The 14241-nt window shown below is 58.2% G+C and carries 13 protein-coding genes; 6 read left to right on the top strand and 7 right to left on the bottom strand.

Annotated features, from left to right (window positions below; all coding sequences use genetic code 11):
• Positions 1–158: 158 nt before the first annotated feature.
• Together AC2FFA_RS03025 and AC2FFA_RS03020 are read right to left on the bottom strand one after the other, a co-directional pair.
• Complete coding sequence (locus AC2FFA_RS03025) at positions 159–1349, bottom strand: DegT/DnrJ/EryC1/StrS family aminotransferase (RefSeq protein WP_496849875.1); 1191 nt, start codon at positions 1347–1349, stop codon at positions 159–161.
• Between the two features lie 39 nt (positions 1350–1388).
• Positions 1389–2060 (bottom strand): HAD-IA family hydrolase, encoded by a 672-nt coding sequence (locus AC2FFA_RS03020; protein WP_496849873.1) that lies wholly within the window; start codon positions 2058–2060, stop codon positions 1389–1391.
• Positions 2061–2194: 134 nt separating this feature from the next.
• Here AC2FFA_RS03020 and glmU point away from each other — a divergent pair, with 134 nt between their 5' ends.
• Genes glmU through AC2FFA_RS03000 form a run of 4 tightly spaced genes read left to right on the top strand, consistent with a single transcriptional unit; the run spans position 2195 to position 6612 of the window.
• Positions 2195–3547, top strand: coding sequence for a bifunctional UDP-N-acetylglucosamine diphosphorylase/glucosamine-1-phosphate N-acetyltransferase GlmU (glmU, locus tag AC2FFA_RS03015; protein WP_496849871.1), 1353 nt, complete (start codon positions 2195–2197; stop codon positions 3545–3547).
• Positions 3548–3550: 3 nt separating this feature from the next.
• Positions 3551–5374, top strand: a complete 1824-nt coding sequence (gene glmS / locus AC2FFA_RS03010; RefSeq protein ID WP_496719219.1) for a glutamine--fructose-6-phosphate transaminase (isomerizing) — start codon at positions 3551–3553, stop codon at positions 5372–5374.
• Between the two features lie 3 nt (positions 5375–5377).
• Complete coding sequence (locus AC2FFA_RS03005; RefSeq protein WP_299894628.1) at positions 5378–5920, top strand: pyridoxamine 5'-phosphate oxidase family protein; 543 nt, start codon at positions 5378–5380, stop codon at positions 5918–5920.
• 5 nt (positions 5921–5925) lie between these two features.
• Positions 5926–6612 carry a DNA alkylation repair protein gene (locus AC2FFA_RS03000; RefSeq protein ID WP_496849868.1) on the top strand — a complete coding sequence of 229 codons (687 nt, stop codon included), beginning with the start codon at positions 5926–5928 and terminating at the stop codon, positions 6610–6612.
• Here the strand turns inward: AC2FFA_RS03000 and AC2FFA_RS02995 are convergent.
• On the bottom strand, positions 6600–7031 hold the full coding sequence (locus AC2FFA_RS02995; RefSeq protein ID WP_496849866.1) for a hypothetical protein: 432 nt from the start codon (positions 7029–7031) through the stop codon (positions 6600–6602). The genes AC2FFA_RS03000 and AC2FFA_RS02995 overlap by 13 nt on opposite strands.
• Before the next feature lie 91 nt (positions 7032–7122).
• Between AC2FFA_RS02995 and moaA the strand changes: the two genes are divergently transcribed.
• On the top strand, positions 7123–8130 hold the full coding sequence (gene moaA, locus AC2FFA_RS02990) for a GTP 3',8-cyclase MoaA (RefSeq protein ID WP_496850371.1): 1008 nt from the start codon (positions 7123–7125) through the stop codon (positions 8128–8130).
• A gap of 1 nt (position 8131) precedes the next feature.
• On the top strand, positions 8132–9430 hold the full coding sequence (locus AC2FFA_RS02985) for a 3-deoxy-D-manno-octulosonic acid transferase (protein ID WP_496849864.1): 1299 nt from the start codon (positions 8132–8134) through the stop codon (positions 9428–9430).
• A 71-nt stretch (positions 9431–9501) separates the two neighbouring features.
• Here AC2FFA_RS02985 and AC2FFA_RS02980 read toward each other — a convergent pair whose 3' ends face one another.
• From AC2FFA_RS02980 to argE, 4 genes are read right to left on the bottom strand one after another with little or no spacing between them, the layout of a single operon-like run.
• Positions 9502–10665 carry a M20 aminoacylase family protein gene (locus tag AC2FFA_RS02980; protein ID WP_299640081.1) on the bottom strand — a complete coding sequence of 388 codons (1164 nt, stop codon included), beginning with the start codon at positions 10663–10665 and terminating at the stop codon, positions 9502–9504.
• A gap of 17 nt (positions 10666–10682) precedes the next feature.
• Positions 10683–11846, bottom strand: a complete 1164-nt coding sequence (locus tag AC2FFA_RS02975) for a M20 aminoacylase family protein (RefSeq protein WP_496849861.1) — start codon at positions 11844–11846, stop codon at positions 10683–10685.
• Between the two features lie 15 nt (positions 11847–11861).
• Positions 11862–13028, bottom strand: coding sequence for a M20 aminoacylase family protein (locus AC2FFA_RS02970; RefSeq protein WP_496849859.1), 1167 nt, complete (start codon positions 13026–13028; stop codon positions 11862–11864).
• A gap of 40 nt (positions 13029–13068) precedes the next feature.
• Positions 13069–14238 (bottom strand): acetylornithine deacetylase, encoded by a 1170-nt coding sequence (argE, locus tag AC2FFA_RS02965; RefSeq protein WP_117868378.1) that lies wholly within the window; start codon positions 14236–14238, stop codon positions 13069–13071.
• Between the last annotated feature and the right edge of the window lie 3 nt (positions 14239–14241).

The raw sequence follows: 14241 nt of genomic DNA, 5'->3' as shown, positions 1-14241 counted from the left end.
TCTTCCCTCCGCTTTAATGAACAAGTGTTCAATAAATCTCTAGCAGCGAATCTGTTCCCGGTCAATCTTTGTGACAGCTCGTCTGAAATGGAAAACGCCGCCCGAAACAGGCGGCGTTTCAAAAGATCGAGCGTGCGCCGCAGGCGCACTCCACTTGGTCAAGACTGATAAACCGCACTCACTTCAGCCCGGATGATCCGGGCGATCAAACGACAATCCTCCAGGGAAAACGTCAAAGGCACGCGCATATCCATCACGCCGGCCAGAACGCGGTCACTTTCAGGCATCCGCTGGCTTTCAAAATATCGCCAACTGTCATAGCGCGACGTGAAACCTGTCGGCTCAGCACCTCCGAACCACTTCAGCTCAACCCCACGAGCCGCGCAACGGCTGATGACTTCAGCTATCCGTTCAGGCGACCAATCCAGCAACAGAAACTGGATCGAAGACCCAACATAGGTTTCCGCCTCGGACCGCTCGACAATCGTCAGGCCCGGAGTGCCGCGCAACCCGGTTTCGATCTCGCGATAGCGCTCGTTCCACCGGCCCACCTGCCGGTCCAGATCCCGCAATTGCGGGCGCAGGATCGCCGCGCGCAAATTGTCCATCCGGCCCGAGACATTGGGTGTGGTGTACTTGATCCGTTCGAACACTTCTGGCCCCGGGGCGGCCAAGTGGCGTTCATACAGCATGTATGACCCCGACAACATCGTGGCCTTGGCCGCCAGTTCCTCGTCATCGGTGACCAGCAAGCCCCCTTCGCCCGAATTGACATGCTTGTAGGTCTGACAGGAATAACACCCGATTGCACCCTGCCGCCCCGACAACTGACCGCGCCAGGCTGCACCCATCGTGTGTGCGCAATCCTCGATCACGATCACGCCGGCTGCGTCACACATCTGCATTAGCCGGTCCATATCACACAGATGTCCGCGCATATGGCTGAGCATCAGAACACGAGCCTGATCCAGCTTGACCTCAAGATCATCCAAATCAATTGTCAGGCCGTCCGTCACACCGACAAAGATTGCCCGCCCTCCGACCGAGGCAATCGACCCCGGCACCGGCGCCAGTGTAAACGCATTCGTCAGAACCGAATCTCCGGGTTGCACGCCAACCGCGCGCAAGGCTGTGGCCAGAGCGTAACCGCCAGACGAAACCGCCAGGCAGTATTTGGCCCCCATCTGGGCGGCAAATTCCTGCTCCAGCAAGGCCGTTTCCCCCAACTCTCCGGGGGCGACATTGTAACGATGCAGACGCCCATGGCGCAGAACGGCCAGAGCCGCGTCGATTGCATCTTCCGGAAGGGGTTCCTGCTGCGTAAAGCTGCCAGAGAATACGTCGGTCATGGTCTTGTTCTGAGGCTCCTAAAGGGTCCGGTCAAGGTTTCAGGCTGCCGCACCGATCAGATCGGGCACGAGGCCGGGCAAATCATCAAAATGATGCAGCAGTGCTTCGGGTTCCAAAGCCGCCATGTCATCCCCCGATGGGCCGAAGGTAACCAACACCGAAGGAACGCCTGCCGCTTTTGCGGTATTGCGGTCAGTATCCGAATCTCCGACCAGCACGCACCAGTTCGGATCGCCCCCGGCACGGCGCGCAGCTTCCCGCAGCGGGGCCGGGTCCGGTTTGCGGACCGGCAGCGTATCGGCCCCGACCAAAGAAGCAAAACGGTCCCGCACCCCCATGCGTGTCAGCAACAATTCGGCCAGATGTTCCGGTTTGTTTGTGCAAATGCCAACACCGTAACCTGCGTTGCTCAGCAACTCGACCGCCTGTAGTGCGCCGGGATAGAAACTGGTGTGGGTGTCGATGTTCCGAGCATAAGCTTCAAGCAGAACCGGATAGTAGGCCTGGACTGTATCCTCGTCATAGGCCCCGACACGTTTCAACCCGTGGGTCAACATCATGCGTCCACCTCGCAGCGCTATACCTGAATCTGCGCCATGGACCAGTACATCTCCGTGCCCCATCGCGCGGAAACAATGGTTCGCAGCAGTCAGCAAATCGCCGGATGTATCCGCCAAAGTACCATCCAGATCGAAGATGACGGTGCGCATTTAGCCCCCTTGCTCGGCAGGTTTTCGCCGTGTCCTGTTTCAATCGGCAATCTTGTTTGATTGCCGAACGGCTTGCGCCTTTGACCTCAGCGGATAAAACGGACCGCAACAAAACACAAAGAGAAAACGATTTCATGAGCAATGCCCTTGTCATCCTTGCCGCCGGAAAAGGCACCAGGATGAATTCGGATCTTCCCAAAGTCCTGCATCCCATCGCTCAGGTTCCGATGCTGATCCATGCGATGCGCGCCGGATCCGTCCTGTCGCCCGAACGTACTGTGATCGTTACCGGCCACGGGTCCGAAGCTGTGGCCAAGGCTGCAATGACCGAGGATGAAGATGTGCGAATCGCCGTTCAGGAAGACCAGTTGGGAACGGCCCATGCGGTCGCCCAGGCCCGGAACGCATTGAGCGGATTCGATGGCGATGTGGTTGTTCTTTACGGCGACACCCCGTTCTTGCAACCCGACACGCTGGAAAGGATGATCGATGCACGGTCCGGGAATGACTTGGTCATTCTTGGCTTTGAGGCGGTCGACCCTGCCCGTTATGGCCGGTTGGTCATGAATGGCGATGTGCTGGAACGCATTGTCGAGTTTAAAGATGCGTCAGATGAAGAACGATCCATAACTTTCTGCAATTCAGGGCTTTTGGCCTGCAATGTGCAGCTGCTGTTTTCGTTGATCGATGAGGTCGGAAACGACAACGCTTCGGGCGAGTACTATCTGACTGACGTGGTTGAAATTGCGCGCAGCCGTGGACTGAACGTGACCGCTGTCGCTTGCGATGAGGCACAGACACTGGGCGTGAACTCTCGCGCTGATCTGGCCGCCGCAGATGCCGTGTTTCAGGCGCGCGCCCGAGCTGAGCTTCTTGACCTGGGCGTCACATTGATGGCCCCAGAGACGGTGTACCTGGCTGCGGATACGGTGGTCGGGCGCGATACGGTGATCGAACCGAATGTGGTGTTCGGACCGGGCGTCACTGTTGAAAGCGGCGCGACGATCCGGGCCTTTTCGCATCTTGAGGGCTGCCATGTCAGCCGGGGCGCTGTCGTCGGCCCCTACGCTCGCCTGCGCCCCGGCGCCGAACTCGCTGAAAACACTCGGGTCGGCAATTTTGTCGAGATCAAGAATGCCGAAATCGCCGAAGGCGCGAAGGTCAATCACCTCAGCTATATCGGTGACGCGTCCGTTGGCGCTGCGACCAACATCGGCGCGGGGACGATCACCTGTAACTATGACGGCGTGATGAAGCATAAAACCACGATTGGTGAGAACGTCTTTATCGGCTCGAACACCATGCTGGTTGCCCCGGTTACTGTAGGAGATGGGGCGATTACCGCGACGGGCACTGTCGTGACCAAGGATGTGGACCCCGAGGCATTGGCCGTGGCCCGCGCCAAGCAGGAAAACAAGCCCGGATATGCGCGTAAATTGTTTGATATGTTGAAGGCGAAAAAGGCTCGCCACGATAAAAAGGCCTGAGAAATGTGTGGAATAGTAGGTGTTTTGGGGCAGCACGAGGCCGCCCCCATTCTAGTAGAAGCCCTGAAACGGCTGGAATATCGCGGCTATGACAGCGCCGGGATTGCAACCGTCAACGACGGCGCATTGGGCCGGCGGCGCGCGGTTGGCAAGCTGGTCAACCTCAGCGACCTTCTGGTGCATGATCCTCTTCCCGGAAAATCCGGCATTGGCCACACCCGCTGGGCCACACATGGTGCCCCGTCAGTCAACAATGCACATCCGCACAAGGCGGGCCCGGTGGCCGTCGTTCATAACGGCATCGTCGAAAACTATCGCGACCTGAGGGCCGAACTGGCCGAACATGGTATTGATTTCCAAACCGAAACCGACACGGAAACGGTTGCTCTTATGACTGAACACCACCTGAACTTGGGCCTGTCCCCGGTTGAGGCCGCCTTCAAGACAATCGACCAGTTGGAAGGCGCATTTGCACTGGCCTTTCTGTTCGACGGTGAGGACGACCTGATCGTGGCGGCCCGCAAGGGATCACCACTGGCCATCGGCCATGGGGATGGTGAGATGTATGTGGGGTCTGATGCCATTGCTCTGGCCCCGCTGACCAATCAGATCACATATCTGGAAGAAGGCGACCGCGCGGTTCTGACCAGGACGTCACTTGAAATCCGCAACGAGGCCGGTGAGCTGGCAAACCGGGAAAAGCGCAAGATCAAGCTGGATCATGCGCGCGCGGACAAGGGCGAACACAAGCACTTCATGGCCAAGGAAATCGCTGAACAGCCCATCGTTGTGGCGGAAGCAATCCGGTCCTACCTGCCCACGGGCGGCGACCGCGTGGTGCTGCCGGACACGGATCTGGATTTCAGCAAGCTGGATCGCCTGACCATGGTGGCCTGTGGCACCGCGTTTTACGCCTGCCTGACCGCGAAGTACTGGTTCGAACAACTGGCCAAAATGCCCGTAGAGGTCGATATTGCCAGCGAGTTCCGCTATCGCGAACCTCCGATCACGGACCGGACGCTGGCCCTGTTCGTCAGCCAGTCGGGTGAAACCGCCGACACCCTGGCCGCGTTGCGCTATTGCGAGGGCAAGGCCGACAAGATCGTTTCGGTCGTCAACGTCCCCGAAAGCTCGATCGCTCGGGAAAGCGATATCGCCTTGCCGATCCATGCCGGTGTCGAGATCGGCGTCGCCTCGACCAAGGCCTTCACCTGCCAGTTGAGCGTGCTGCTGATGCTGGCGCTCAAGGCCGCCGCAGACCGGGGCACGCTGACGGATGAGGAAATCGCCGATCATGCCGCTGCGCTGCGTGGGTTGCCGACTGTACTGAACGCGGCACTCGATCAGAACCGGGCAATCCGCAAGGCCGCCCAACGCCTGTCCGAGGCGCGCGACGTCCTGTTTCTGGGCCGTGGCCTGATGTATCCGCTGGCAATGGAAGGCGCGCTGAAGCTCAAGGAAATCAGCTATATCCACGCCGAAGGATACGCGTCGGGAGAGTTGAAACACGGCCCTATCGCCCTGATCGACAAGCATATGCCCGTGGTTGTCATGGCTCCACGTGATACGGTTTTCGACAAGACCGTCTCGAACATGCAGGAAGTGATGGCACGGAAAGGTAAAGTGATCCTTGTCTCTGATGATGATGGCATTGACGAAGCCGGCGACGGTGTTTGGAGCACCATCCGCATGCCACATGTTCACACCAGCCTTGCACCGATCCTCTACTCGGTGCCCGCACAATTGCTGGCCTATCACACGGCTGTTGCCAAGGGCACGGATGTGGATCAACCGCGCAATCTGGCGAAGTCGGTAACGGTGGAGTGATTTATGGCCAAGCAGTTCCCGCAGCTTGATGATGCGCATCAAAAGTTCATTGAAGAACAGCATATGTTCTTCGTCGGCACCGCCGGGGCCGAAGGTCGGGTCAATATTTCCCCAAAAGGAATGGACTCGCTGCGTGTACTGGGACCAAACCGCATTGTCTGGATGAACCTCACTGGCAGTGGCAACGAAACTGCGGGGCATCTTTTGCAGGTCAACCGGATGACGCTGATGTGGTGTTCTTTCACAACGCGGCCGATGATTCTTCGCACGTATGGCACAGCGCGTTGCCTGCATGTTGGCAACGAAGGTTGGGACGACCTTGCCGGTCTCTTCCCAAGTCACCGCAGTGCACGGCAAATCTATGACCAGTCGATCGAGATGGTACAAACCTCCTGCGGCTATGCCGTGCCTTTCATGGAATTCCAATCCGACCGCGACACGATGCAGAAATGGGTGGATGGAAAATCAGATGAGGAAATCCGTTCCTATTGGATGGAAAGGAACGGCCAGACGATTGATGGGAAACCAACAGGCGTTCCATTGTGATCCCCATGCTGACCGGATATCTCGATCAGATCAAAGCGTATGGTGACCCCGAACGGGCGAGCCAGATGGCTAGTTATCACAAGGCGGATCGCATCTATCTGGGCGTCGCAAACCCGGTTCTCAACGACCTGACCAAGGCGTGGCGGCAAGAACTGGATGTGCCGGCGCGGATCGCATTGGCGGACGCGTTGTGGCAAACAAACATCCACGAAGGGCGTCTTGCTGCATCCAAGCTTTTGACACAGGCACGCATCCGACCTGACGCGACGGTTTGGGACTTGCTTCAAAGCTGGCTGCCGGATTTCGATGCATGGGCCGTCGCGGATCACGCGTGCATGGCGATGCAAAAGCGGCTTTCAGCAGATCCTGACCGACTGGATCAGGTTGAACATTGGACCCGGTCCGATCACATGTGGACCCGACGCGCGGCCCTGGTTGCAACCCTGCCCTGGACCAAACAGAACCACCCCAAGCCCGACGACCTGCACCGCCGTGATCGCATCCTTGGCTGGGCTGCCGGATATGTTCCGGACCGCAACTGGTTCATTCAGAAATCCATCGCCTGGTGGCTGCGAGAGTTATCCAAACACGACCCAAAGCGTGTCATCACCTTTCTGAGCCAACACGGCGATACCATGAAACCCTTTGCCCGCCGTGAAGCAGGTAAATACCTGAAAAATCAATCTGCGTAGACTTCGACCTCAACGAGTTCGTCGAAAGGCACCAACAACGCCCTCATAGCGTCCAGAGACAAGCGGCTGCCGCTACTGTCCGGGCCTGAGACCGGGACCAAAGTGATGTAGGCCTGCGCCCCTGTTCGTGGCACCACTACGCGCGCCGTAACTTCGGTGTCCACCAGCGGTGTCTGCATCCAGCGCCCCGGAGTGGTCGGATCCCCAAGCCCGGCTATGGTGGTTGTCGCCCCGACCCAGTTTGGCCGCGCGGAAACCGGTTCGGGTTGCAGCACCTCTTCAGCAACTGCGGTACCAACTTCAGCGTCGGGTGCCGTCTGGGCAGGCGTGTCGCCACCGCCTAAAACTCGGTCAGTCATTGACCGCACGGCGTCGCATCCAGCCATGACCACAAATAGTAAAACAAGTGTTTTCTTCATGGCTGACACCTACAGCCCTGCGCCCATCTGTTCCAGCGCAAAGCACAGTTCGCCCTTGTCGCGGGCATGTTACGGCTTTACCTATTACATCATGACAGCTCCGCTCATCGACCCGTTTGCCCGCGCCATTACGTATCTCCGCGTCTCCGTCACGGACCGCTGCGACTTCCGCTGCGTGTATTGCATGTCCGAAAACATGACCTTTCTGCCCAAGAAAGACCTGCTGACACTGGAAGAACTAGACCGGATGTGCTCGACCTTCGTCAGGATGGGTGTCGAAAAGCTGCGCATCACGGGTGGTGAGCCGTTGGTGCGTCGGAATATCATGACGTTCTTCAACTCGATGACACGCCACCTGGACAGCGGTGCATTGAAAGAACTGACGCTGACAACAAATGGATCGCAACTGCACCGCTTCGCCGAAGGCCTGTATGCCGCTGGCGTACGGCGGGTGAATGTCTCTCTGGATACATTGGACGATGACAAGTTTGCCAAGGTCACGCGCTGGGGTCGCCTGAAACAGGTATTGGACGGAATTGACGCCGCGCAAAAGGCTGGCCTGCGGATCAAGATCAACGCGGTCGCGCTGAAAGGGTTCAATGAACCCGAACTTCCGAAAATCACGGACTGGTGTGCCGAGCGGGACATGGATCTGACCTGGATCGAAGTCATGCCTATGGGCGATATCGGCAACGAAGACCGCCTGGATCAGTACTGGTCGCTCAAAGACGTGCGGAAAGAATACGAAAACCACTATTCGGTCACCGATCTGGCCGAACGCACCGGTGGCCCGGCCCGTTACGTGCGGCTCGAGGAAACCGGCCAGAAAATCGGCTTTATCACGCCGCTGTCGCACAATTTCTGTGAAAGCTGCAACAGGGTCCGCCTGACCTGCACGGGCGAACTTTACATGTGCCTGGGTCAGGAAGATATGTTTGACCTGCGCGGAGCCCTGCGCGATCATCCTGATACCGAACAGCCACTTGAAGACGCGATCCGATCTGCCATCAATCTCAAGCCCAAGGGGCATGACTTCGACTATTCGCGCCAAGCCGTCGATGGCAGGATGAGCCGTCACATGAGTCACACAGGCGGCTGATATGCCGGATCACAACGGCCGCCCCACGGCGTTGTATCATGTGTACTGCACCCTCACGTCTCTTGCAGCACCTCTGATATGGCGAATTGTTCGGAATAAGTTGCGGGCAGCAAACGTACCTCTTGAGCGGCAACAAGAACGACTTGGACATGCCAGCCTGCCTAGGCCAAATGGGCGTTTGATCTGGTTCCACGCCGCCAGCGTTGGCGAAAGCCTTTCGGTCCTCAGCCTGATCAGACGGCTGGCTGACCGCCTGCCCGAAACCGAATTTCTAATCACCTCCGGCACCCCGACCTCAGCGGCCCTTATCGAAAAACGCCTGCCGCCCCGCACACGGCATCAATACCCGCCGCTTGACACGGCAGGTCCGGTCCGGCGCTTTCTGAACCATTGGCAACCAGAGGGCGGGGTTTTTGTCGAAAGTGAAATCTGGCCACGGTTGATTGTTGAAAGTGCCAAACGCGGTATTCCGCTCGCCCTTATAAATGCACGACTATCGGACAAGTCCGTCGCTGGTTGGAAAAAACGCCCCGGAACAGCGCGGTTCGTCTTGAACAAATTCAACCTGTTCCTGACGCAGAACGACAAAACCGCAGCCAACCTGACGTCGATGGGCGCCCCTGCCGATCGCGTCCGGCCCGGCACCAATCTCAAAGCCATGTCCGATCCCCTTCCCGTGGACCACAACACGCTGGATGACATACGTTCTAAAGTCTATGGCAGACCGGTGTGGATCGCCAGCTCGACCCACGCAGGCGAAGAGGAAAGCGTTCTGGCCGCGCATAAATCACTTCTGGAACGCTGGCCCGATCTGCTGCTGCTGCTGATCCCGCGCCACCCAGAGCGCCGCGGCGATATCGCCAAACTACTGGAAGCCTCCGATCTCAACGCCGCGTTCCGATCCGAAAATTCCCCGATCAAAGCCGAGACCCAGGTATATGTCGCGGATACACTGGGTGAGACCGGCACATGGTACGCGCTGTGTCCCATCGTGTTCCTGGGTGGCTCCCTGAAAGACATCGGCGGTCACAACCCATTCGAACCGGCACAGGCCGGAGCCGCCGTGATTACCGGCCCCGGATACTTCAATTTTGCAGAAACTTTCGCGCCATTGATCAAAACCGGTGGCGCCATGGAGGTTCGAACCGAAAAGGATCTCTCCGCGGCGGTCGAGCATTGGCTTTCAGACGGTCAGGCCCTGAAAAAGGCCCGCAGCGCCGCCCAAACCTGCGTCAAGACCCAAAGCAAAGCGCTGGACTCTGTTGTTGACACGCTATCCTGTTCGCTCGACCTGACGTGACCGGGCGGGATCCCTCTTCATCTGGCCAAAAGTATCCCGGGGGTGTGGGGGCAGAGCCCCCACTCGTCCGATCAGGCCGCCGGCATACGCTGCTCAACGATCTCTGCCCACCAGCTGCACCCGGCGGGAATCGCCTCATCGTTGAAGTTGTACTCCGGGTGGTGAACCATGGCCGTATCGCCGTTACCCATTAAAATATAGGCCCCGGGACGTTCCTCCAGCATGAAGGCAAAGTCCTCGCCTCCCATGACCAAAGGCGCATCGTCACAATCGCCGGATACCGACCGGGCAACAGCTGCGGCGAACTCTGTCTGTTCTTCACTGTTCACCATCACCGGGTACCCGCGGATGTAGGTCACGTTTGCGGTGCCTCCGAACGTGGCCGCGATTCCATTGCAGATCTCATTGATCCGCTTTTCGGCCAGATCCCGCATATCCTTGCTCATGGTGCGCACGGTGCCTTTGATCTGAACAGTCTGCGGGATCACATTGAACGCTTTCGACGAGGTCTCGAACGACGTCACCGACACCACGACCTGATCGATCGGATCGGCATTGCGCGAGGAAATGGTCTGAAGCGCCAAAACCGCCTGCGCAGCCAGTACCGTGGTGTCTACTGTTTCATGCGGCTTGGCAGCATGACCACCTCGCCCTTCAAAAGTGATGTCAAACTGATCGGTTGCGGCAAAGAAGGAACCGGGACGGATTGCGAACTTACCTACAGGTTGACCCGGCCAGTTGTGCATGCCGTAGACTTCCTGAATATTCCAGCGGTCCATCATGCCATCTTCACACATTTCACGACCACCGCCGCCGCCCTCTTCGGCAGGTTGGAAGATGACAACAACCGTCCCATCGAAATTTCGGGTTTCCGACAGGTATTTCGCAGCACCCAAAAGCATCGCCGTGTGGCCATCATGGCCGCAGGCATGCATCGCGCCCGGTGTTTTCGAGGCATAGTCCAATCCCGTCGCCTCATGGATAGGCAGCGCATCCATATCTGCCCGCAGACCGATCACCTTGCCCCTGCTGTCCGACTTGCCCTTGATCACGCCAACAACGCCGGTTCGCCCGATGCCGGTGACGACCTCGTCGCAACCAAACTCCTTCAACTTCTCGGCCACCATTGCGCTGGTACGGTGCGTTTCGAACAGGATTTCCGGGTTTTCGTGCAGATCCCGTCGCCACGCGGTGATTTCATCCTGCAATTCGGCAAAGCGGTTTTTGACTGGCATATCTTCTCTCTCCTAATTCAAGCCGCCGGCATCCGGCGCTCGACCATTTCTGCAAACCACGAGCATCCGATCGGGATGATCTCGTCGTTGAAGTTGTATTCGGGGTGGTGCAACCCGGCGCTGTCACCGTTGCCCAGAACGATAAAGGCTCCGGGCCGTTCCTCCAGCATGAACGAGAAATCCTCACCCCCCATCACCATCGGTGCCTCGATGCAGCTGCCCCCGACCGAGACCGCGGCTTCTGCCGCATATCTCGTTTGAGTTTCGGCGTTGATCGTCACCGGCACGCCACGCGTGTAATTGACGTTCACGGAACCACCGAATGTTCCTGCAATCCCTTCGGCGACCTCTTTGAGGCGCTGTTCGATCAGATCACGCATCTCGTTGGAATGGGTCCGCACGGTACCGCGTATCTGCGCCGATTGCGGGATCACGTTGAACGCTTTCGAGGACGTCTCGACCGAGGTCACGGACAACACGGCTTGCAGGATCGGGTCCGCATTGCGCGACACGATCGTCTGCAACGCGACAATCAGTTGCGACAGCATCACGGTTGTATCGACCGTCTCATGGGGTTTTGCCGCGTGGCCTCCGCGCCCTTCAAGATGGATGTCAAACTCGTCCGCCGCCGCCAGCAACGGGCCTGAGCGGATTGCGAATTGCCCGGTCGCCACGCCCGGCACATTGTGCATCGCGTAAACTTCCTGAATGCCAAACCGGTCCATCAGACCGTCCTTGCACATGGCCTCTGCGCCATTCCCGCCCTCTTCGGCGGGCTGAAAGATCACGATTGCGGTGCCATCGAAATTGCGCGTCTCAGACAGGTACTTTGCCACTCCCAAGACCATGGCAGTATGCCCGTCATGCCCGCAGGCATGCATCGCATCTGGTGTCTTCGAGGCATAGTCCAGCCCGGTCTGTTCCTGCATCGGCAGGGCATCCATATCGGCCCGCAAACCAATCACGCGGCCCTGTGTGTCGCTCTTGCCGCGAATGACCCCGACCACACCAGTGCGACCGATGCCTGTAACGACCTCATCACAGCCGAATTCCTTCAGCTTTTCCGCCACCAGCGCGCTGGTGCGGTGCGTGTCGTACAGAATTTCCGGGTGTTGGTGAATGTCACGCCGCCAACCTGTGATCTCTTCGTGCATCTCTGCAAGGCGGTTTTTGATCGGCATGGCATTCTCCCTGATTTACGCGATCGGCAATCGTCGTTCCACAATCTCGGCAAACCAACTGCAGCCGGCGGGAATCGCGTCGTCGTCAAAGTTGTATTCCGGGTGATGACACATGGCCGTGTCCCCGTTCCCGATAAAGATGTAAGCTCCTGGCCGTTCTTCAAGCATGTAGGCGAAATCTTCCGAGGGCATGATCGGATCAGTGTTGTCATTGACCTTGCCCGCGACGGCCTCGGCTGCCTCGGCAGCGTATGTTGTCTCTGTCTCGGAATTTACCGTCACAGGATACCCCGGCGTCCAGACAACTTCCGCTTTCGCTCCAAAGGCCGAAGCCGTATCCTCGGCGATCCTGCGCACGCGCTCTTCTGCTATCGTGCGGTATTCTGGGTCGAGTGTCCGGACGGTCCCCTGCAAACGGACGGTGTGCGCGATCACGTTCGACGCGACACTGTCCGTTTCGAACGTGCCCACGGTCAGGACGACGCGTTTGATCGGATCGACGGTGCGCGCCACAACCGATTGCAACGACACGACAATATGCGAGGCCACCAAAGTCGTGTCTACCGCGTCATGCGGTGCGGCGGCGTGTCCGCCCTTGCCGGTGATCGTGATTTCGAACTCATCAGATGAGGCCAACAATGCGCTGGGTCGGATCGCGAACTCGCCCACTGGCAACCCCGGCATATTGTGCATGCCATAGACCTCATCAATGCCCCAGCGTTCCATCAGGCCGTCCCGACACATGGCCAGACCGCCTGCACCGCCTTCTTCTGCGGGCTGAAAAATCAGAACAACAGTGCCATCGAAGTTTCGGGTTTCAGCCAGGTACTGGGCGGCCCCAAGCAGCATCGAGGTATGCCCGTCATGCCCGCAGGCGTGCATCTTGCCCGAAACGGTAGAAGCATAGTCCAGCCCAGTCGCCTCTTCGATCGGCAGTGCGTCCATATCTGCGCGCAGTCCGATTACGCGCCCGGTCGTGTCCTGCCGCCCGCGGATAACGGCCACGACACCGGTCTTGCCAATTCCCGGAGTGATCTCATCAACACCAAACTCCTTGAGGCGCTCGACGACAAAAGCAGCGGTTTCGTGCACGTCATACATCAATTCAGGATGCGCATGCAGGTGGCGGCGCCACGCGGCAATATCGCCGTGCATTTCTGCAAGTCTGTTTTTGACAGGCATCTCAAGACCTTCCTCTGAACAATTGATGCTATGTTGAATCTTACGCCGCGCCGAGCTTTTCAACCAGTCGTTGCATAAACTTGTGCCCCGCATCGAACTGCGCGATCGATATGAACTCGTTCGGCTGATGAGCCTGTGCAATATCACCAGGACCGCAAATCACGGCTGAATACCCTGCCTCCTGAAACTGCCCCGCCTCTGTCCCGTAGCTGACAACGTGGCTTGCGTTATCCCCGGTCAGCGTACGCACTAAAGCTTCCGCTTCTCCGTCCCGTTCAGGCACCAGTCCCGGAATTGAAAAATGTTCCTTCAGTTCGATGCGTGTTTCAGGGTGGACAGCCTGCATCCGTGCCTCGGCCGCGCGGACCTGCTGAAAATACGCGTCCTGCCATTGCGCCTTTGACTCATCTGGCACGGTGCGGAAATCCATCATGAACCGACAGTCTTTGGCAGTGATGTTGTGGGCTGTCCCGCCTTCTATCATTCCGACATGACAGGTTGTCCACGGCGGGTCAAATACGACCGCGATTTCGCTCGGCTCAGCGGCCATGCTTTCGGCATTTCTGTGATTTGCCCAGTCGATCAGAGGTGCCGCCGCCATGATCGCATTCACGCCGGTATGCATGATCGAACTGTGCACTTCGAACCCCACGATGTGAGTATCAAAGCCGAACCCGCCCTTGTGCCCCGTCACAGCCTGCATCATTGACGGCTCACCCACGATCACTGCTGATCCCTTGGGCAAGACCTGTTGCATTGCCTCAATCATGGGCGGCGCACCGGTGCATCCGACCTCTTCGTCAAAGCTGAGCGCAAGTTGCAGCGGCCGCTTTATTTCAGCGTAATGCGCCTCGACCAGAGCCCAGATCGCCAGAGCGTCAAAACCCTTCATGTCGCAGGTGCCGCGACCGAAATACTTGCCGTCCTTCTCGGTCACCGTGAACGGATCGGAATCCCAAGGCTGCCCTTCGATCGGCACGACATCCGTATGCCCGGACAGAACCAGCGCACCCTCTTCCATCGGACCCACATGCGCAAAAATTGCAGCCTTGTGCGGTTGATCCGGGTCCGGCCACCGATGGGGTGCGATTCCATGACCTTGCAGATATTCCTCAACCCAATCCACCAGCGGCAGATTGGTGTCACGGCTTACGGTCGGAAATGAGATCAGCTTTGTCATGATCTCAAGCGGCGTCAAGCGTTTCGCCATTGG

This window comes from Ruegeria sp. YTSB088 (assembly GCF_059609825.1).
The sequence above is the reverse complement of the archived record's forward strand: the minus strand, read 5'-3'. Positions and strand labels throughout refer to the sequence as shown.